Raw genomic sequence first — 18,777 nt, 5'->3', positions numbered from 1 at the left:
GCCGCAGTGAAAAGGCCCAAGCGACTGTTTAGCAAAAACACAGGTCTGTGCGAAGCCGTAAGGCGAAGTATACGGGCTGACGCCTGCCCGGTGCTGGAAGGTTAAGGGGAGCGGTTAGGGGTAACCCGAAGCTGTGAACCGAAGCCCCAGTAAACGGCGGCCGTAACTATAACGGTCCTAAGGTAGCGAAATTCCTTGTCAGGTAAATTCTGACCCGCACGAATGGCGTAACGACTTGGGCGCTGTCTCAACGAGAGATCCGGTGAAATTTTAATACCTGTGAAGATGCAGGTTACCCGCGACAAGACGGAAAGACCCCATGGAGCTTTACTGCAGCTTGATATTGGACTTTGGTACGATCTGTACAGGATAGGTGGGAGCCTTTGAAACCTGAGCGCCAGCTTAGGTGGAGGCGCCGTTGGGATACCACCCTGATCGTATCGGAGTTCTAACCTAGTACCGTGAAACCGGTACGGGGACCGTGTCAGGCGGGCAGTTTGACTGGGGCGGTCGCCTCCTAAAATGTAACGGAGGCGCCCAAAGGTTCCCTCAGAATGGTTGGAAATCATTCGAAGAGTGCAAAGGCATAAGGGAGCTTGACTGCGAGACCTACAAGTCGAGCAGGGACGAAAGTCGGGCTTAGTGATCCGGTGGTACCGAATGGAAGGGCCATCGCTCAACGGATAAAAGCTACCCTGGGGATAACAGGCTTATCTCCCCCAAGAGTCCACATCGACGGGGAGGTTTGGCACCTCGATGTCGGCTCATCGCATCCTGGGGCTGAAGTAGGTCCCAAGGGTTGGGCTGTTCGCCCATTAAAGCGGTACGCGAGCTGGGTTCAGAACGTCGTGAGACAGTTCGGTCCCTATCTGTCGCGGGCGCAGGAAATTTGAGAGGAGCTGTCCTTAGTACGAGAGGACCGGGATGGACGTACCGCTGGTGTACCAGTTGTTCCGCCAGGAGCACCGCTGGGTAGCCAAGTACGGACGGGATAAGCGCTGAAAGCATCTAAGCGTGAAGCCCCCCTCAAGATGAGATTTCCCAGTATGTAAGACCCCTTGAAGACGACGAGGTTGATAGGTTCGGGGTGGAAGTGCGGCAACGTACGGAGCTGACGAATACTAATCGGTCGAGGGCTTATCCTACACGCTTATCCGTTCATACAAACGGTAAGCAACAGCTATAAGGTTCAGCAAACCTTTCGTATCCAGTTTTCAGCGTGCAACGCATGCTACCGTTTGGTGGCGATGGCGGAGGGGAACCACGCGTTCCCATACCGAACACGACCGTTAAGCCCTCCAGCGCCGATGGTACTTGGACCGCAGGGTCCTGGGAGAGTAGGACGTCGCCAAGCACGAATGACCAGCCATATGATATGGCTGGTTTTTTGTTGTGCCCGACGACGTTCCTCTCCCTATTGGGAGAGTGTATATGAACCTTGTTATCGAAGTATCTCGATGATGTTGGCCCGGCATTAGAGGTAGGTTCAGACGCCGACCGGGGATGTATAAGCTTCGAAGTCATTTCATTCCCGGTGCGGTATGGCCATCGCCAAGCACGAATGACCAGCCATTGTTAATGGCTGGTTGCAAGTTCATCGATGGTAATACGAAGCTTCTTTCGACTCAAGTCGTAGGACGCCATCTTTTTTTTGTTTTCTGAAGGAGACAGATAGCAGCATACGAGGTATCAGCAGCCATGTATGCCAGCTTACAAGGCTAATCATCAGTGCTGGTGTTGCCCATGGATAGATAACGCCGATCACACATAAGCCTAGCCAGAAGAGATGGCGATGAACCCGCCGAAAGAGATGTAAGGATATGTCATTAGCAGGTTTAAAGCCAATCCATGGTGGTATGATTCGCCAGATCCACTTGCGATCTGCTGCTTCATCCACCTGTATAAAGGTTACTAAGAGGATAAGGATATGAAGCAATTGAATAGCAGCGAAACCGAACAGCCATGCGAACAATCCATTCATGCCATAGGCAAGTAGTTGAAAACCGAGAAAGATGCCAGCGATGATGAGATAACTTACGATGAGTTCAGGTCTGACGAGAACTCTTTTGACAAGCTGATATTGATAAATTGTTGCATTGCTTTGTTCGGATAATGATTGTTTCATAGGATAGGCTCCCTCTTTCGGACAATAGTAACAATAGTAATGATTGAAAGCGATGTATCGCCCGAAATGCGCACAATGGCTGTCTTCCTTACTTTTATCGGCATTCTATATAACAGAGTTCACTATAAATTTGGGCGCTTTCGGCACCATTAGCCCACTTTCCGCATACGATATATAAATATTTGAAATTAGTTATGAAACAAGTATATTTCAATAGACTATGTGCCATAATAGTAGGTAAAGATTATGGCAATAGAAGGCGGGGATTGGGATGGACGAAGTTCACGATCACCAGTGTATTATTTGTGGGATGCCAAAGGCAGTCGGCGAAGGTATTGTCATCGTTTCCGGGTTCATATGCCAGTCATGTGAAACCGAGATGGTGCAAACCGATGTACAAGATGCCAAATATCCTTTTTTCATTCATCAAATGAAACAGTTGTTTGTAGAGAAAAATGCTTAAAGCGGCTGCTCAGGCGAGTGCTGCTTTTTTCTTTGTTATAGCCATGTTTACGAATGATTCTCCGTTCGCTACAATGTAGCAGACAAGCGCTTATTGGAGCGAACGAAGAAGGGACCGTAATAATAATAATGAAACCATTTCATGCACCTTTATATGAAGCATTAATAAAACATACACGCAGTAAACCTGTTAGCTTTCACGTCCCTGGTCATCAGAACGGAGAGATCTGGCGATCTGACGATATAATCTCGCAGTCTTTTGATGAAATGGCGGAGATCTTTGGTCATATCATGACCGTAGATGTAACGGAGCTATCTTCTACCGATGATCTTCATCATCCGGAAGCCGCAATCAAAGAGGCGCAACATCTCGCCGCAAAGCAATTCAGTGCAGATGCTACATACTTCCTTGTAGGAGGCAGTACGGCAGGTAATCTTGCGATGTTGCTGACCGTATGCGACCCAGGGGATCTTGTAATTGTGCAGCGCAATGTACATAAGTCTGTCATCAACGGTCTTCGATTGTCGGGAGCAACTGCCATATTCCTTGCGCCGCAATTGGATAATGGGACAGGACTTGCCGTGATTCCTTCTGTGGATCAAATCCAATCAGCTTTGCTGAAGTATCCGTCTGCCAAGGCAGTTCTATTATCGAATCCTAATTACTACGGTGTTGGAGCGGATCTTCGTCCATATGCCGAGATGACTCATCGATTCGGAATTCCGTTATTGGTGGATGAGGCTCATGGTGCCCATTATGGACAACACTCTGAGTTGCCACGATCCGCAATGCAAGGCGGGGCAGATGCTGCGGTACAATCGACGCATAAGACACTGCCCACGCTCACCATGGGTGCAATGCTCCATATACGTGGCAATCGAATAAATAGAGACCGTCTAGAGCAGGCTCTTGCCATGGTGCAAAGCTCTAGTCCCTCGTTCCCGATTATGGCTACTTTAGATATTTCCCGCGCAATGATGACGACGCTTGGAGCGGCTTTGTTCCAATCAGCCCTTCATCAAGCGCAAGATTTACGAACGTGGTTAGGAGAACGCAACCTGCTGATTAAAGAAGTGGCGGGTGATTCGGTCAAACTTGTTAACGATAAACATTGGCAGCGAGATCCGCTCCGAATTGTTATTTATGATGCTGCTGGTGTGCTTTCGGGTCATGAACTACGGAAGCTGTTAGAGGATAGAGGCTGCTGGGCAGAGATGTCTGATTCCATGTATGTCGTACTGTTAATTGGTATAGGCACAGGACATGAGCAAATGGAACGTTTAAAGGATGCTTTCCTGAGTATCCATCATGATCAAATTCAGGTTGCTGCCCGCACGGAAGACAAACGGATTGAGACGAAGATTAACCCTTCATCTATATCAGATGGCGTCATCTGGGAAGAATGCGAGGCAATAAGCGAGCCGGTTGTTTTTGGTGGAGGCTGGTATCGCAAAGAGAGAAGCGTTCGGATCCCTGTTACAGAAGCGGCTGGTAAACGTGTTGCCGAAATGGTGATTCCATATCCCCCAGGTATACCGTTATTGATTGAGGGCGAGGTTCTGACGGAAGCGAAGATCGCACAGTTAGGCAGGTTAGCTTCGACAGGTGCTAATTTTCAAGGAGCTCGTGACCCGGAGATGAACACGATTGCTGTCTATATCGACGAAATCTAAGGGAAAAGCTTCGAAAAGTGGCGGTATTATGCGAATTTCATTGTCGCGTTGCGTTGCCTTTGTTACAATAAAAGGAGTATAAGTTTATCTCTTATACAAGATATGCATGTTAGGAGTCAATGTAAGTTGAATAAAGGAATCTTTATTACCATAGAAGGCGGAGAAGGCGCAGGCAAAACAACACTGATTGAGCGACTCTCCGATACACTAAGGCGCAAAGGTCACAACGTATTAACGACCCGCGAGCCAGGAGGCATCCCCATTGCGGAACAGATTCGTACTGTAATACTGGATACAGCGCATACGATGATGGACGCAAGAACAGAAGCTCTGCTGTATGCTGCAGCGAGAAGACAGCATCTTGTCGAGAAAGTAATCCCTGCGCTTGAACATGGCGATGTCGTTATCTGCGATCGATTCGTCGACAGCAGCCTGGCCTATCAAGGTCATGCGAGAGGACTAGGAATGGACGAGGTATGGGATATCAACAGGTTTGCAATCCAGGATATGATGCCGGAACTGACAGTTTTCCTAGATGTGTCGCCGGATGTCGGATTATCCCGTATTAAGGCTTCAGCCGAGAGAGAACTGAATCGACTTGATCTGGAGCGGCACTCCTTCCACGAGCGTGTAAGAGAAGGATATATGAAGCTGCTCGAACAGTTCCCAGATCGGATCAAACGGGTTGATGCAGACAAGCTTCCAGATGTTGTGCTGCAACAAGTCATGTCAGTCATCGAAAATCGCGTAAAGGCCCTTCGCGACTAGTCCGCAGCGATGAAGAAATTACATTCGCCTTAGAAAAAGTGTAACCGATGTCAAACTTTGTTGCATAGGATGTAGGGGCAAATACCTAATTCAATCTTACCGAGGGGGAATGAGGATGAAATTAGTTATTGCAATTGTTCAGGATAAGGACAGCAACCGATTGTCGAATTCGCTTGTTAGAGAAGGGTTTCGTGCAACAAAGCTAGCCAGTACGGGAGGTTTCCTTCGTGCGGGGAATACGACGTTCATGATTGGTATTGAGGATGAGCGAGTCCATGAAGTGCTTCAAGTGATCAGCGCGAACTGCAAGGTTCGAGATCAGCTGGTTACGCCTGTATCGCCGATGGGTGGATCAACGGATTCTTATATTCCGTTCCCTGTAGAGGTACAGATAGGTGGAGCAGCGGTATTTGTTGTACCAGTCGAGCGATTCGAACACTTCTGATTGGGCGTGACATAGATGAGAGTCGATCAAAGCTGGAGGCCCGTAGGGCAGAATCGCCCTGGGGGGGATACAGCAGGTAGACCGGTTCAACCGATCAACTTCGCCGATGTAATGATTCAGCAGGATGCCCAGCGCACTAATGAGCAATTACAACAGAAGCTGCAAGATATTCACCGCCAAGGCGAACAGTTAGCCAAGCTGATGACCGTTCGAGAGCTTAAGCTGTACCGGAACATGGTCAAGAAGTTTCTTGAGGATACGGTTAGGCGTGGCGTCGGACTTAAGGAAGTTCGCGGCTTTGATCGCCGAGGTCGTGTGAAGCGCTATAAGCTGCTCGACGAGATTGACGAGACGTTAGTCTCTATGGCTGAAGAACTGCTCGATACGGAGCAGGGACGGCTAGAACTACTAAACAAAATTGGTGAGATTAGAGGTATTCTGATCAACCTACTATTCTGAGTAGTTCTGTAAGCATAGCGTGACGAAAGGTAAGGAATACAATCATGAGTCTTGAACAACTGGAGCAAGCAGAAGGCCAGTGGAAGGCGCAGCGGATCTTGAAGCATGCACTTCAGAGCGGTCGCGTCTCCCACGCCTATTTGTTTAATGGGCCAACCGGAACGGGAAGAATGGCTACTGCACAGGCTTTCGCGAAAGCTCTGTTCTGCACATCGGATGGATGGGATGCTTGCGGGCAATGCTTGGCATGCAGGAAGTTTGAGCATGGGAACCAAACGGCGCTTCTGACAATCTCACCGGAAGGGCAAAGCATTAAGATCGATCAAATTAGGGAGCTGCAGCGAAACCTGTCGTATAGGGGAACGCAGAGCGAACGGACTGTATATTTGGTCGAACGGGCAGAGACGATGACGCTCCAGGCAGCAAATAGTTTGTTGAAATTTCTGGAGGAGCCCCTATCTCCGATTGTCGCCATCTTAATTACGGATAATGGACAAGCCGTACTGCCAACCATTCGATCCCGGACGCAGTGGGTGCCATTCCTGCCGGTTGCACCAGAGATCATGCTGCAGAAGCTGATCGACGAGGGTGCATCGCCACTGCTAGCAAGAGCGGCAGTTCATCTCTCTTCCGGTTTAGAAGGTGCTAGACATATTCTCCAGCAGAATGAGTTTGCAGAAATCAGAAACCTAGTGATACAATTAGGGAAGGAGAGCTTGTCCCGATTCACCGCGGCGATGATCACTGCCCAGCAGCAGCTGTTCAAGACGGATTTGAGCGCCGGCATGGATATGCTGCTTTCGTTATTTACGCTTTGGTTTAAGGATTTGACACAGTTCCAGGCCGGAAGGCAGGATAAGATTGTTTTTATAGATCAGTTGGATTGGATAAGCAGTCACGCTTATGATCGTTCTTTTGCAGGATGGGTATCCTGTATGGAGCATATACTGGAAGCGGGTAAGCGTATACGTGCCAACGTATCGCCACAGCTCGCGTTCGAGCAATTATTGGTTAACTTACAGGAGGGCTAATCCTTGTATAATGTCGTCGGTGTCCGCTTTAAGAAAGCGGGCAAGATCTATTACTTTGATCCGGTCGAACATCCCGTGGACAAGGAACAACATGTTATTGTTGAGACTGCACGAGGAATCGAATACGGTAAAGTGGTGGTGGGACAGAAGCAAGTCGGTGAATCGGATGTTGTACTCCCTCTCAAGAAGGTCATACGCATAGCTGGCGACTCTGACGCTCAGATTGTCGAAGAAAATCGCGCAGCTGCCAAGAACGCATTCACGACCTGTCTTGATAAGATTAAGAGCCATCAGCTTCGTATGAAGCTGGTTGATGTCGAATTCACGTTCGACCGTAATAAAATTATTTTCTACTTCACGGCCGAAGGCAGGGTAGACTTCCGCGAACTGGTCAAGGATCTTGCCAGCGTGTTCCGTACTCGGATTGAGCTCCGTCAGATCGGTGTGAGGGACGAAGCGAAGATGTTAGGCGGTATTGGACCATGCGGACGTGTACTCTGTTGTTCCTCATGGCTTGGCGATTTCGAGCCTGTCTCGATCAAGATGGCCAAGGATCAGAATTTGTCGCTAAATCCGACTAAGATTTCCGGATTATGCGGTCGCCTCATGTGTTGCTTGAAATACGAGCACGATAACTATGAGAGCGTGCGTGAGGAGTTGCCGGCAATCGGCAAGATTGTTGTAACATCGTACGGAGAAGGCAAGGTAACCGGAATTAATGCATCGACTAAGAGCGTCTATGTCTCATTGTTTGATGTACCGGGCAAACCGAAGGAACTGCCGCTTGATGATGTTGTCGTGAAGTAGGCGACGTCGTTCGAATCTGCCAGGCGAGTAAATCGCGCTTGAAGCTCTGGGGTGGGGACTTGGAGAAAAAAGATATATTCATACAGATGGATGAACTCGATAATCAAGTAGGATCATTCCATGCCGACTTTAGCGCACTCAAGCAACGCGTCAAGCAATTGCTGGAGGAGAATAACCGTCTGAGCATGGAGAATCATCAATTAAGACTAGTACTGAAGCGCGAGACGGCTTCGGACCGCGAAGCCGTTGCTGCATCGGCGATTCAGTCGAAGAAGGTTAAGCTAGACGGAGAGGCGATCGAGCTCGATATAGCTGCCCTAGAACATGACGAAAGCGGAGCGGCAGTAGGGGAAGGTTATGATAACTTGACCCGGCTCTATCATGAGGGCTTCCATATCTGCAATGTCTACTATGGACATCTTCGCACAGAGGGAGATTGCCTGTTCTGTCTGTCTTTCCTAAATAAATAAGTTTGTATGTATCGACGGGCCGTCCTTACCTAAGGGGACGGTCATTTTTATATAAGGAGAGTAAAATGATGACGTTATCCCAGTCCAAACAAGAAGTTCCTTTATTGCCTGGTGAACGGATCGATGATCTGTTGACGGACACAGGACTTACGATTATACAGAGCCGCGAGGTATTTAGTTTCTCACTTGATGCGGTGCTGTTGTCCAGATTCGCTACGCTGCCAAAGAGAGGTCAAATTGCTGATCTGTGCTCAGGTAACGGGGTCATCCCGATTCTCATGTCGGCTAAGACTCAAGCGAAGATGGATGCCATCGAAATACAGCCGCGGCTAGCTGATATGGCTATGCGCAGTGTCTTGATGAACGGACTACAAGAGCAGATTAACGTGATCCGACAAGATTTGAGGGAATTTGCGCAAACAGCGGGAAATGGGATCTACGATGCCATCACAGTGAATCCTCCTTATATGCCGGTAACAGCAGGAGAACAGAACGTAAATGAGCATTACGCGATTGCGAGACACGAGATCCATTGCACGATCGAAGACATTGCAAGTGCTTGCTGCAGACTTCTTCGTCCGGGTGGCAAATTATTTATGGTGCACAGACCTTCCCGAATGCTTGATATCGTGGAGACGATGCGCCGATGGAAGTTGGAGCCCAAACGTATTCAATTCGTGCACCCCAACGCAAAGTCTGAAGCCAATATGATATTAATAGAAGCAACGCGTGATGGGAAACCTGACATCAGACTGCTTCCACCCATTATGGTGTATAACGAAGAAGGGGTACAGATCGTATGAACCGACAAAAAAGCTACGAAAATAAAAATGGAGATTCGATTAGTGGCAGCTTGTATCTTGTTGGCACGCCGATTGGAAATTTAGAGGATATGACGATGAGAGCGATCCGAACGCTAAAGGAGGTTGATCTCATCGCAGCCGAGGATACACGTCAGACCAGGAAGTTGCTGACGCATTTCGATATCCACACACGTCTGGTTAGCTATCATGAGCATAATAAAGTGGCGAGTGGTCCAGAGCTCATCCGAATGCTCCAGGATGGACAGTCCATCGCACTTGTCAGCGATGCTGGCTTACCGGCTATCTCGGACCCAGGAGCGGATCTGGTGGAAGAAGCCGTCCAACATGACATTGCAGTCATCCCGATTCCCGGTGCCAATGCGGCCTTATCGGCGCTTATTATGTCAGGATTGCCTACCGAACAATTTTTGTTTGTTGGATTTCTCCCCAGAGAGAAGAAGTCGCTTCATAAAAAGTTGGAGGAGCTGGCTCACACACAGGCAACGGTAATCTTCTACGAATCTCCACATCGGATCAAGAAGACGCTAGCTGCGATGCTTGAGACACTAGGTGATCGAAGAATCGCGGTTACACGAGAGCTGACCAAAAAACATGAAGAAGCGATAAGAGGAACCGTTACGGAATGTATAACATGGTTTGATGAACATCAGCCGCTCGGAGAGTTCTGCGTTGTACTGGAGGGGGCAGGAGAGGCGATTGCGGACAATCAATCCACGGGCGCGTGGTGGACGGAGCTAGAGCTTGAAGAACATGTAGCTCATTATGAGGCAAGCATGAGTCGCAAGGATGCCATCAAACAAGCGGCGATGGACCGCGGACTATCGAAGCGGGATGTATATAATGAAGTGAATCGATAAGCTTCTCATTTTGGGCAAAAAAAAGACCTTCCTGGCCGGGTTCTAGCGCAGGAAGGCATCAAGGAGTATAAAAAGGTTAGAATTAACATGTGGATATAATGATTATAACCGATTTTTTTTATTTTGTCACAGGAGAAGGCATTTCTGATAAACAAATATGGCAAACAATTTTTCCTTTGAAGTAGGAAACGTTCTCTGCGTTGCCGCAGAAGATACATGCAGGCTCATATTTCTTAAGCATGATGCGTTCACCGTCTACATAAATCTCAAGGGCGTCCTTCTCTCCAATACCAAGTGTACGACGTAATTCGATTGGAATTACTACACGTCCAAGCTCATCCACTTTACGAACGATACCAGTAGATTTCATCATAGATAATCAATCCTCTCAAAAAAGATATATTCGTCAATGTTCGACAATATTTTATGATTTCATGTTACTATAATACCAACTCTTCCCATAACAGTCAACCTGAAAAAATACACGTCAGGCTTGAAAGAATGAGGAAAATACCATCTTATGCAACTGTAAGTCACTGTAATAGAATACAACAGCTTCGACAAATTGGAAACTAAGTTACGACATCTTTCGACAAAAAGTGATAAAGCTGTGTCGAATTTATGAACAGAAGGAGATGAGATTATGAATGGATCATTGACCGAAGAAAAGGTATTTAAGGATCCCGTCCATCATTATGTGTACGTGCAGGACGACACGATATGGAATCTGATTAATACAAAAGAATTTCAGAGACTGCGCCGAATTCGCCAGCTAGGGACGACCTATTTGACCTTCCATGGTGCCGAGCACAGCCGCTTCTCACATTCGCTTGGCGTTTACGAAATAACGCGTCGGATCATCTCGCAGTTCGAGCGAAATGGCTATCCGGACTGGCCTAGAGAAGAGAGGTTGGTTTCATTATGTGCAGCTTTGCTCCATGATCTTGGTCACGGTCCGTTCTCGCATTCGCTTGAAGAAATATTTGATACGGATCATGAGGCTTGGACCTGTGCCATACTTCTCGGCGATACTGAGATTAATGCTGTTCTCCGTTCGATTTCGGAGGACTTTCCTGCCCAAGTAGCGGCAGTTATACAGAAGAAGTACCCGAAGCCAATTGTGGTGAGCTTAATATCCAGTCAGATGGATGCGGATCGGATGGATTATTTGCTCCGCGATGCGTTTTTCACAGGCGTTAATTATGGCACCTTTGACCTCGAGCGGATCCTTCGTGTCTTACGTCCTTATAAAGGAAAGATTGTCGTGAAGGAAAGTGGCATGCACGCTGTCGAGCATTATCTGATGTCCCGTTATCAAATGTACTGGCAAATTTATTTTCACCCGGTAACACGCAGCTCGGAGATTATATTGAGGCAAATTTTCCGGAGGGCCCAGCAACTAAATGCTGAAGGGTATACATTCGCCTTTATGACACCTCCAATTAAACAACTGCTCGATAATACGCTTCGTTTGCACGACTATTTGAAATTGGACGAAGCGCTTGTGCAAACGGCGTTCTCCGCATGGGAGGATGAAGTCGATCCGCTTCTTAGTGATCTATGCCATCGCTTCATGAATAGACAGCTATATAAATATGTAACCATAGATCAGCCAGATGAGACACTGCTTGCCGAGGTAGCTGCAGCTCTTGAATCGATAGGTCTAAATCCTGACTACCATATGGAAATCGACTACCCGTTCGACTTGCCGTATGATGTATATCGTCCGGACAAGCAGGAGGGGGAAAAGAGGGAAAAAGCGCCGATTTTGTTGCTTGACAAAGATGATGAAATTAGCGAGATTTCTTTGAAATCTGACATTGTCCGTTCTATTACAGGTCTGCATCAAGGACAGTATCATCTCTATTACCCGGAAGAGCCGCTGCGAGCGAGCAAAGACCAGTTGTCCGAGCGTATGCAGCGATTATTCCAACTTAATGAAGGGAGTCAATCATGATGTTATTCGACACACACACACATCTAGATGCTAAACAATTTGACGAAGATCGGGAGGCGGTTATCGACAGAGCGCGTGCTGCCGGTGTCGAGTTAATGGTGAATATAGGATGCGACAGAAAGTCGATACCTACGACGATCGAGCTAGCCGAGCGTTACCCGTTTATCTATGCAGCTGTTGGCTGGCATCCAGTGGACAGCTTTGATATGAAGCCGGAAGACCTGGAGTGGATCGAGGAGTTGTCCCGTCATCCGAAGGTAGTGGCACTCGGGGAGATGGGACTTGATTATCACTGGGATACGTCGCCTAAAGATGTGCAGCAACGCGTATTTCGAGAACAAATCCGATTAGCCCGTAAAGTAAAGATGCCGATTGTCATCCATAATCGAGAGGCGCATGAGGATGTCATTCGAATTCTTGAAGAAGAGCAAGCAAGCGAAGTTGGAGGGGTCATGCATTGTTTCTCAGGCAGTAGAGAATCGGCCAAACAATGTCTCGATATGAACTTCTATATTTCGTTCGGAGGACCGGTTACTTACAAAAATGCGAGGGTACCCAAAGAGGTGCTGGAGATGGTTCCGCTCAACCGATTATTGATCGAAACGGATTCCCCTTATCTAACACCTCATCCAAATAGAGGGAAGAGAAATGAGTCATCGTACGTGGCATTAGTCGCCCAAGCCGCAGCCGAAATTAAGGGCATTTCTGTGGAGGAATTAGCAAGGATTACGACTGAAAACGGTAAAATTTGTTATGGTATTCAGTGAAAGTCGGTGTAAGAGGGAGGAAAAAAGACCTTTACCTCGATAAAACTGATTTTTGTGTATTGTTTCAACTATTTATTCGGAGATTTCCAGCTTTTTTCGTGAAAATAGCATTTTATCGCTTCTTTACAACTGGGCTGCGATGAAGGTATGATTCAAATCAGAGCTTTACATTTTGTATTGGATTTCCAGACGAGCAGACATTTCCAAACTCATAACAGCCTCTTCTTAAACTCCATCGTGAACGCTTAGGCGCCTACCACAAGTGCTTCACTTTGACGACATTTTCCAGCAAACGCCGAATATTCGGAAACTAGTCGTCATAGGGTTAATTCAGGGAGGTGAGAGTCTGCAAGATTGGAGAGCGTGCCTGCACGCCAATATACTATAGTCGCGTCAGTTGTAACATGCGTAACACTTGGCGGCGGGGCTATGAAGGAGGACCGAGGAAGTGGGCCTAAGTCAGTTGAAAGACACCCATGGGAAGCGATCATCCAGCATGACTTTCGCAATGCGATGGAAGCATGGAAACTTGCGTTTGATAATTTTGAGTGCAGTAATCTCAATCGCTATGACTTTCATGTTTTTGGTGTTGTTGTACGGAACGGCTGTCAAAAGCGTCTCCGTAGTAGTGAATGGACAAGAAACCATTGTCGAAACGAAGCAATGGGTCCTGCAACGCCTACTGGATGAACAAGCTATTACAATAGGGCCACACGATGAAGTGTCTATCCCGCTTAATTCACCGATTAAGGATGGCGACCGTATTGAGGTTTCTCATGCGATTCCCGTCATTGTAACAGCAGATGGTAAGACATCGACGGTGTACACGACAGAGAAGACGGTTGGAGCGGCGATCGAGAAATTGGATATAATCGTTGGCAGTGAAGATAGAATTAATCCTCCTCTAAGTGCGAATGTAGAAGAGGATGAGCTTGTAACGATCGTTCGGGTTGACACGAAAGTGTCGCAGTTAGAAAAGTCCGTTCCATTCTCAATCGTGAAGAAAGAAGATCCAACGCTTGAACAGGGTAAGGAAAAGGTCGTGCAGACGGGTAAGACCGGTACCCTGATCGAGCAATCGAAAGAGAAATACGAAGATGGCGTTCTTGTGAACACGCAAGTGGTCAGCGAAGTCGTGGCTGCCGCGGCAGTGGATCAGATCGTTGCAGTCGGCACCAAGAAACCTGAGCCTAAGGTTACCGTGTTGTCGAACAAGAGTCCAAGCGTAGCGACCGTCACCAAAGGTGATGTTACCTTCAACGCCAAGAAAGTGTTGAAGAATGTTACGTTGACTGCTTATTCGGCGGGCGCCGCTTCTACGGGCAAGAATGAGGAGCACCCGCAATATGGACTTACGGCTTCTGGCGCGAAGGTGCAGGAAGGCCGCACAATTGCAGTCGATACAAGCGTCATCCCGATGGGATGGTGGGTCTATATCGAAGGTATTGGTTTCCGCCGTGCGGAGGATAAAGGCAGTGCTGTGAAGGGCAATAAAATTGATGTGTATTTCGATAGCGAAAGTTACGCGAATAAATTCGGCAAGAAAACGGGATATACCGTCTACGTGCTAGGGCCGAACAAACCGTCAGCTAGCTAACCGTCCGTCTATGTGGAAAGCTGTTATCGTAATATCGAACTAAATATGCCATCATAAGAAGAGGCGATGCCTCTTCTTTTCTCATTTTTATGAATCTGATGAAATGGAATGAAGGAACATCATGTAAACAGAGAGCGGGGATCGATTAGGTTGATTAAGGAAATTATTGTAGTGGAAGGCAAGGACGATACAGCCGCGATCAAGCGCGCTGTCGAAGCGGACACCATTGAGACGAACGGCTCGGCGATCGGCGATGATGTCTTGCGTCGCATTGCACTTGCGAATGAACGCCGAGGTGTTATTATCTTCACCGATCCCGATCATGCAGGCGAACGTATTCGCAAGATTGTGGCAAGGCACGCTCCGGGATGTAAGCATGCCTTTCTCCCTCAAGAGAAGGCTTATTATAAAGGAGATATCGGCATAGAGAATGCAAGTCCAGAGGCGATCAGACAAGCCTTGTCAGAGCTCCGAACCGAGTCCATAGGGACGGAGGCTGGAGAGATTGCTTGGGAGGACCTGATGGAAGCGGGACTGATCGTACATCCGGATGCAGCGAACAGAAGGCTGGTCATGGGCAAGCTGTTAGGCATCGGTTATGCGAACGGCAAACAATTCTATAAGCGGTGTACAAGCTTCCGAATTACGAAGGATGAGTTCATGGCTGCCTTTCGCGAGATGGAACAGAATGGAGGAGATCGATAGATGGGGACAGAGCAAGAGACGAGCAGCGTCAAGGGCGGATTGACTGGACGGACGGCTTCGGATGTCGGAACACCTAAACGCACCAAGGAGATTATCGCCAAATACGGTTTCTCCTTTAAGAAAAGTCTAGGACAGAACTTCCTGATCGATCGTAATGTGCTTAACAATATCGTAGCCGCAGCAGGGCTTGATGATACCAAGGGCGCCTTAGAGATCGGACCGGGTATTGGAGCGCTTACAGGGCGTTTGGCAGAGGTTGCAGGACGTGTAACGGCGATTGAGATTGATCAGCGCCTTATTCCGATTCTGAACGATCTGTTCGCGGATGAGGGCCATGTATCGGTTATTCATGGTGATGTGCTTAAGCTAGATCTGCCTGAATTGTTCCGAAAACAATTCGATGGCGTATCCGGTGTGAGCGTCGTTGCCAATTTGCCTTATTATGTGACGACACCGATTCTGATGAAGCTGCTTGAAGAGCGATTGCCGCTTGAGAATATTGTCGTTATGATCCAGAAGGAAGTGGCACAGCGGATGGCTGCAAAGCCAGGCGGCAAAGAGTATGGCAGTCTGAGTGTGGCCGTACAATACTATTGCGTGCCGGAGCTCGTATGTACCGTCCCTCACACCGTGTTTATACCGCAGCCTAACGTGGACTCGGCCGTGATTAAGCTCGCGCTACGGGATAAGCCAGCTGTTGATGTGCCCGATGAGGACTTTTTCTTCCGTGTCGTGCAGGCTAGCTTTGCTCAAAGACGTAAGACGCTGGCTAATAATTTGACCGCATTTGTCGGCAAGGAGAACCGTGAAGCGTTGAATGGGTTGCTAAACAGTATTGAGATCGACCCTAGCCGCAGAGGAGAGACGCTATCGCTGGAGGAGTTCGCCAAGCTTAGCAAAGCGCTCTTGGAAGCAAGGTTAGCTTCATAAACGACAACCAACAATAAATTGCTCACCATTCGGTGTATCTGCCCATAGGATAGACGAAGAGGTGATTGACCTATGAAGCAAGGGGACCTGGTCGTCCGCAAATCGTATGGAGGCGACGTGCTGTTCCGTGTAGAAGCCGTTCGGACGGAGAATGCCCTTCTGAAAGGCACGGATTATCGATTGCTCGCGGATGCTCCAATACCTGACTTGTCGGTTGTGCGTGATCCGGAATCGACGAGTGCGGTGCAGCAGGCGCGCATCAAAGTCAACGAGTCGCTGCACAAGATGCGCACCGACAGAGAGAAGCAGACGGCCGAGACGCAAGGGGTCATCCGACAGGGGATGCAGACTTCGGACGAGGCTTATTTCGAGATGCCCGGCAAGGTGCTGCATCTGGATGGCGACGGAAATTACTTAAAAAAAAGTATGCAGCTGTATAACACGATGCAAGTCCCGGCTTACGGGCTTCATCTCCATGAGGCTCAAATGGGCGATATGTTGTATCGTCTGCTCCCTCAGATTAAGCCGGATATCGTTGTTATAACAGGGCATGATGGTGTTCTGAAGCATCGTTCGCCCAACGAGCTTCATAGCTTGACGAACTATAAGAATTCGCAAAACTTCGTCAACGCTGTGCGAATTTCTCGTGAATATGAGAAAAACCGCGATAATCTGATTGTGGTGGCAGGAGCCTGCCAATCGCACTTCGAAGCGTTGCTGCATGCGGGAGCGAACTTTGCAAGCTCTCCAGGACGAATTTTGATTCATGCGCTCGATCCTGTTTATGTTGCGATTAAGGCCAGTTATACATCTATTCGTGAAACAATCAACCTTCCTGATGTGATTCATGGGACCATCAGCGGCATAGACGGAGTGGGAGGCATCGAGACGCTTGGGCGTCATCGTGTGGGTCTGCCGAAGCCCAAGATCACAGCTCATACGTAACGCTAAGGTTATGTGGATGACCGAGGATGCAAGGAAGCAGCGACCAATGCTGCTTTGCATTCTCGGGAAGATTAAACATGATGCATAATTAGGATGAGCTTAGTAGAAACTAATAAATTTTTAAATTTTGGGTGAAATCACCGTTGACAAAATAAATAACTGGCTGATATAATATTTTGTTTCATTTGACATTGCCCCTTTCTTTGGTTATAATGGACAAGGAAAGAGGTGGTAGTTGACAATGGCAAAAAACGCGCTATTGGATATCAAACGCAGCTTGGAAGCCCATGTGGGTGCCAGGATCCGTCTTAGAGCAAACGGCGGTCGCCGAAAGACGATAGAACGGACCGGAACGTTGGAAGAAATCTACCCTTCTGTCTTCATTGTGAAGCTGGACGAAGAACAACACGCTTTCAAGCGCGTTTCATACAGCTATGCGGATATCCTAACCGAATCGGTTGAAGTGACCGTTTGCAATGATGAAGGCCAAGTCCGAATCGCTTATCTTCAACAATAGATGGACATAAGCTTCATAATATAAGAGCCTATACGGGCAACCTGGCGCAGACTTTCGAGTCTGCGCTTTTTTTTTGACGTTATGCCGCCGCCGCATGTTCCGTAGGCGCCCAACACATACTATGGTTGGAACAAGTGCTGTACCAATAGAAGTAATCAGGTTGTGTATCCATATGAAAAATCGGTAAGCGGAAAGGAGGTGGCATGGATGGGACGCAGACGCAGAGGCGGCGTTATGTCGGAGCAGTTAAAGGTCGAGCTTGCCAAGGATCTAGGCTTCTACGGAACCGTGGAGCAAGAGGGCTGGGGCGGAATTAAGTCCAAGGATGCGGGTAATATGGTGAAACGCGCCATACAGATTGCAGAGCAGACGGCTGCGAGATCGGGACAGCCGTAATCGTGAGGTCATCTGTTGAATCGATGGGCATGTAATTATCTTGTAAAGCTAAGCTGTGCGCAGCCATTTGGACGGGTTGCCATAGTTTAGCTTTTATTGATTTCGTTTGTTATAATGGGGCTTAAGCTTAAAGATGATATGAACGGGTGAACTTATCCAATGAAAATTTATGAGAAAGCTCCTGCAAAAATCAATCTGCTGCTCGATGTGCTGCGCAAGCGCAACGATGGATTTCATGAAGTAGAGATGATTATGACGATGGTGGATCTTGCGGATCGTCTAGAGATGGAAGAACTGCCTCGCGATACGATTATCATATCCAGCCAGGTAGGCTATATCCCGCTAGACGAAAAGAATCTGGCGTTCCAAGCAGCTCGCTTGATCAAGGAACGTTATGACGTACGCAAGGGCGTGTACATCCATCTGGATAAAAAGATACCGGTGGCTGCCGGACTTGCTGGGGGCAGTAGTGATGCAGCGGCCGCTCTTCGCGGGTTGAATCGTCTATGGGGTCTCGGCATCTCAGAGGACGAGCTGTGCGTGCTTGGCGCCGAGCTGGGCTCGGATGTTCCGTTCTGCGTAACGGGAGGAACGGCTATCGCTCGCGGACGCGGAGAGAAGCTGGAGCATATTGCGCCTCCGCCGCAATGCTGGGTTGTCCTTGCCAAGCCGCCAATTAATGTTTCGACCGCCGATGTGTATGGCAGGCTAAGAGCGAACGAGCTTACGGAGCATCCATCCATCGCGGGGATGAGGGATGCGCTTGAGCGAGGTTCGTTCCTTGATATGTGTGAGGGTCTCGGCAACGTCCTGGAGAACGTCACGTTGGATCTGCATCCGGAGGTGCGTCAACTCAAGGAAAGTATGCTTCGGTTAGGTGCCGAAGGCGTATTAATGTCGGGCAGCGGACCTACTGTGTTCGGTCTTGTATCCAAGGAAGCAAAGCTCTCACGAATCTATAACGGGTTGCGGGGGTATTGCAAGGAAGTATACGTGGTAAGAATGCTTACATAAATATGACGTTTTCCTTGATTAAATCCG

At 48.2% G+C, this 18,777-nt stretch carries 21 protein-coding genes and 2 rRNA genes (1 of these 23 running past the window's edge); 21 read left to right on the top strand and 2 right to left on the bottom strand.

Features of this window, described 5'->3' with window-relative positions:
• A 23S ribosomal RNA gene (locus ACX1C1_RS06715) occupies positions 1–1,145 on the top strand (it extends 1,786 nt beyond the left edge of the window).
• Positions 1,146–1,237: 92 nt separating this feature from the next.
• Positions 1,238–1,354 (top strand): 5S ribosomal RNA (gene rrf, locus ACX1C1_RS06710).
• A gap of 240 nt (positions 1,355–1,594) precedes the next feature.
• Here the strand turns inward: rrf and ACX1C1_RS06705 are convergent.
• A complete protein-coding gene (locus ACX1C1_RS06705; protein WP_458956348.1) occupies positions 1,595–2,125 on the bottom strand; it encodes a transposase in 531 nt (176 codons plus the stop codon).
• A 271-nt stretch (positions 2,126–2,396) separates the two neighbouring features.
• On the opposite strand from ACX1C1_RS06705, the gene ACX1C1_RS06700 reads away from it, so the two are divergent.
• The 10 genes from ACX1C1_RS06700 (at position 2,397) to rsmI (ending at position 9,922) form a co-directional block, all read left to right on the top strand.
• Positions 2,397–2,588 carry a sigma factor G inhibitor Gin gene (locus ACX1C1_RS06700; RefSeq protein WP_458956347.1) on the top strand — a complete coding sequence of 64 codons (192 nt, stop codon included), beginning with the start codon at positions 2,397–2,399 and terminating at the stop codon, positions 2,586–2,588.
• Between the two features lie 53 nt (positions 2,589–2,641).
• Positions 2,642–4,261 (top strand): aminotransferase class I/II-fold pyridoxal phosphate-dependent enzyme, encoded by a 1,620-nt coding sequence (locus ACX1C1_RS06695; protein WP_458956346.1) that lies wholly within the window; start codon positions 2,642–2,644, stop codon positions 4,259–4,261.
• A gap of 126 nt (positions 4,262–4,387) precedes the next feature.
• Positions 4,388–5,029, top strand: coding sequence for a dTMP kinase (gene tmk, locus ACX1C1_RS06690; protein WP_458956345.1), 642 nt, complete (start codon positions 4,388–4,390; stop codon positions 5,027–5,029).
• A 115-nt stretch (positions 5,030–5,144) separates the two neighbouring features.
• Positions 5,145–5,474 (top strand): cyclic-di-AMP receptor, encoded by a 330-nt coding sequence (locus ACX1C1_RS06685; RefSeq protein WP_458956344.1) that lies wholly within the window; start codon positions 5,145–5,147, stop codon positions 5,472–5,474.
• Between the two features lie 15 nt (positions 5,475–5,489).
• Positions 5,490–5,933: a YaaR family protein gene (locus tag ACX1C1_RS06680; RefSeq protein ID WP_458956343.1), complete on the top strand. Its 444-nt coding sequence runs from the start codon at positions 5,490–5,492 to the stop codon at positions 5,931–5,933.
• 44 nt (positions 5,934–5,977) lie between these two features.
• Positions 5,978–6,964: a DNA polymerase III subunit delta' gene (holB, locus tag ACX1C1_RS06675; RefSeq protein ID WP_458956342.1), complete on the top strand. Its 987-nt coding sequence runs from the start codon at positions 5,978–5,980 to the stop codon at positions 6,962–6,964.
• Positions 6,965–6,967: 3 nt separating this feature from the next.
• Complete coding sequence (locus tag ACX1C1_RS06670; RefSeq protein WP_458956341.1) at positions 6,968–7,771, top strand: PSP1 domain-containing protein; 804 nt, start codon at positions 6,968–6,970, stop codon at positions 7,769–7,771.
• A gap of 59 nt (positions 7,772–7,830) precedes the next feature.
• Positions 7,831–8,241: an initiation-control protein YabA gene (locus tag ACX1C1_RS06665; protein ID WP_458956340.1), complete on the top strand. Its 411-nt coding sequence runs from the start codon at positions 7,831–7,833 to the stop codon at positions 8,239–8,241.
• 65 nt (positions 8,242–8,306) lie between these two features.
• Positions 8,307–9,044 (top strand): tRNA1(Val) (adenine(37)-N6)-methyltransferase, encoded by a 738-nt coding sequence (locus tag ACX1C1_RS06660; protein ID WP_458956339.1) that lies wholly within the window; start codon positions 8,307–8,309, stop codon positions 9,042–9,044.
• Complete coding sequence (gene rsmI / locus ACX1C1_RS06655) at positions 9,041–9,922, top strand: 16S rRNA (cytidine(1402)-2'-O)-methyltransferase (RefSeq protein WP_458956338.1); 882 nt, start codon at positions 9,041–9,043, stop codon at positions 9,920–9,922. Before ACX1C1_RS06660 ends, rsmI begins: the two co-directional genes overlap by 4 nt.
• Before the next feature lie 118 nt (positions 9,923–10,040).
• Here rsmI and ACX1C1_RS06650 read toward each other — a convergent pair whose 3' ends face one another.
• A complete protein-coding gene (locus ACX1C1_RS06650; RefSeq protein WP_012772023.1) occupies positions 10,041–10,295 on the bottom strand; it encodes an AbrB/MazE/SpoVT family DNA-binding domain-containing protein in 255 nt (84 codons plus the stop codon).
• A gap of 270 nt (positions 10,296–10,565) precedes the next feature.
• Between ACX1C1_RS06650 and ACX1C1_RS06645 the strand changes: the two genes are divergently transcribed.
• The 9 genes from ACX1C1_RS06645 (at position 10,566) to ispE (ending at position 18,750) form a co-directional block, all read left to right on the top strand.
• Positions 10,566–11,879 carry an HD domain-containing protein gene (locus tag ACX1C1_RS06645; protein WP_458956337.1) on the top strand — a complete coding sequence of 438 codons (1,314 nt, stop codon included), beginning with the start codon at positions 10,566–10,568 and terminating at the stop codon, positions 11,877–11,879.
• On the top strand, positions 11,879–12,646 hold the full coding sequence (locus tag ACX1C1_RS06640; RefSeq protein ID WP_458957609.1) for a TatD family hydrolase: 768 nt from the start codon (positions 11,879–11,881) through the stop codon (positions 12,644–12,646). The genes ACX1C1_RS06645 and ACX1C1_RS06640 overlap by 1 nt, the downstream gene beginning before the upstream one ends.
• Positions 12,647–13,094: 448 nt before the next feature.
• The gene (locus ACX1C1_RS06635) at positions 13,095–14,243 is read left to right on the top strand and encodes a G5 domain-containing protein (RefSeq protein WP_458956336.1); all 1,149 of its coding nucleotides are present in this window, start codon (positions 13,095–13,097) and stop codon (positions 14,241–14,243) included.
• A 150-nt stretch (positions 14,244–14,393) separates the two neighbouring features.
• Entirely contained in the window at positions 14,394–14,948 is a 555-nt protein-coding gene (rnmV, locus tag ACX1C1_RS06630) for a ribonuclease M5 (protein ID WP_458956335.1), read from the top strand.
• Positions 14,949–15,878 (top strand): 16S rRNA (adenine(1518)-N(6)/adenine(1519)-N(6))-dimethyltransferase RsmA, encoded by a 930-nt coding sequence (rsmA, locus tag ACX1C1_RS06625; protein WP_458956334.1) that lies wholly within the window; start codon positions 14,949–14,951, stop codon positions 15,876–15,878. It abuts the gene before it with no gap.
• 72 nt (positions 15,879–15,950) lie between these two features.
• On the top strand, positions 15,951–16,823 hold the full coding sequence (gene yabG / locus ACX1C1_RS06620; RefSeq protein ID WP_458956333.1) for a sporulation peptidase YabG: 873 nt from the start codon (positions 15,951–15,953) through the stop codon (positions 16,821–16,823).
• A 241-nt stretch (positions 16,824–17,064) separates the two neighbouring features.
• Positions 17,065–17,340 carry a biofilm formation stimulator Veg gene (gene veg, locus ACX1C1_RS06615; RefSeq protein ID WP_458956332.1) on the top strand — a complete coding sequence of 92 codons (276 nt, stop codon included), beginning with the start codon at positions 17,065–17,067 and terminating at the stop codon, positions 17,338–17,340.
• Between the two features lie 207 nt (positions 17,341–17,547).
• A complete protein-coding gene (locus tag ACX1C1_RS06610) occupies positions 17,548–17,736 on the top strand; it encodes a small, acid-soluble spore protein, alpha/beta type (protein ID WP_458956331.1) in 189 nt (62 codons plus the stop codon).
• Positions 17,737–17,895: 159 nt separating this feature from the next.
• Positions 17,896–18,750: a 4-(cytidine 5'-diphospho)-2-C-methyl-D-erythritol kinase gene (gene ispE / locus ACX1C1_RS06605; protein WP_458956330.1), complete on the top strand. Its 855-nt coding sequence runs from the start codon at positions 17,896–17,898 to the stop codon at positions 18,748–18,750.
• Positions 18,751–18,777: the final 27 nt, after the last annotated feature.

The organism is Paenibacillus sp. strain BS8-2 (genome assembly GCF_054483835.1).
This window is presented reverse-complemented; position numbering and strand designations above follow the sequence as displayed.

What these genes read in the sequence shown, in the direction of transcription:
- ACX1C1_RS06705 (WP_458956348.1), bottom strand. Translation starts at nt 2,125, where the DNA reads ATGAAACAATCATTATCCGAACAAAGCAATGCAACAATTTATCAATAT.
- ACX1C1_RS06700 (WP_458956347.1), top strand. Translation starts at nt 2,397, where the DNA reads ATGGACGAAGTTCACGATCACCAGTGTATTATTTGTGGGATGCCAAAG.
- ACX1C1_RS06695 (WP_458956346.1), top strand. Translation starts at nt 2,642, where the DNA reads ATGATTCTCCGTTCGCTACAATGTAGCAGACAAGCGCTTATTGGAGCG.
- ACX1C1_RS06685 (WP_458956344.1), top strand. Translation starts at nt 5,145, where the DNA reads ATGAAATTAGTTATTGCAATTGTTCAGGATAAGGACAGCAACCGATTG.
- ACX1C1_RS06680 (WP_458956343.1), top strand. Translation starts at nt 5,490, where the DNA reads ATGAGAGTCGATCAAAGCTGGAGGCCCGTAGGGCAGAATCGCCCTGGG.
- holB (WP_458956342.1), top strand. Translation starts at nt 5,978, where the DNA reads ATGAGTCTTGAACAACTGGAGCAAGCAGAAGGCCAGTGGAAGGCGCAG.
- ACX1C1_RS06660 (WP_458956339.1), top strand. Translation starts at nt 8,307, where the DNA reads ATGATGACGTTATCCCAGTCCAAACAAGAAGTTCCTTTATTGCCTGGT.
- rsmI (WP_458956338.1), top strand. Translation starts at nt 9,041, where the DNA reads ATGAACCGACAAAAAAGCTACGAAAATAAAAATGGAGATTCGATTAGT.
- ACX1C1_RS06650 (WP_012772023.1), bottom strand. Translation starts at nt 10,295, where the DNA reads ATGATGAAATCTACTGGTATCGTTCGTAAAGTGGATGAGCTTGGACGT.
- ACX1C1_RS06645 (WP_458956337.1), top strand. Translation starts at nt 10,566, where the DNA reads ATGAATGGATCATTGACCGAAGAAAAGGTATTTAAGGATCCCGTCCAT.
- ACX1C1_RS06640 (WP_458957609.1), top strand. Translation starts at nt 11,879, where the DNA reads ATGTTATTCGACACACACACACATCTAGATGCTAAACAATTTGACGAA.
- rsmA (WP_458956334.1), top strand. Translation starts at nt 14,949, where the DNA reads ATGGGGACAGAGCAAGAGACGAGCAGCGTCAAGGGCGGATTGACTGGA.
- yabG (WP_458956333.1), top strand. Translation starts at nt 15,951, where the DNA reads ATGAAGCAAGGGGACCTGGTCGTCCGCAAATCGTATGGAGGCGACGTG.
- veg (WP_458956332.1), top strand. Translation starts at nt 17,065, where the DNA reads ATGGCAAAAAACGCGCTATTGGATATCAAACGCAGCTTGGAAGCCCAT.
- ACX1C1_RS06610 (WP_458956331.1), top strand. Translation starts at nt 17,548, where the DNA reads ATGGGACGCAGACGCAGAGGCGGCGTTATGTCGGAGCAGTTAAAGGTC.
- ispE (WP_458956330.1), top strand. Translation starts at nt 17,896, where the DNA reads ATGAAAATTTATGAGAAAGCTCCTGCAAAAATCAATCTGCTGCTCGAT.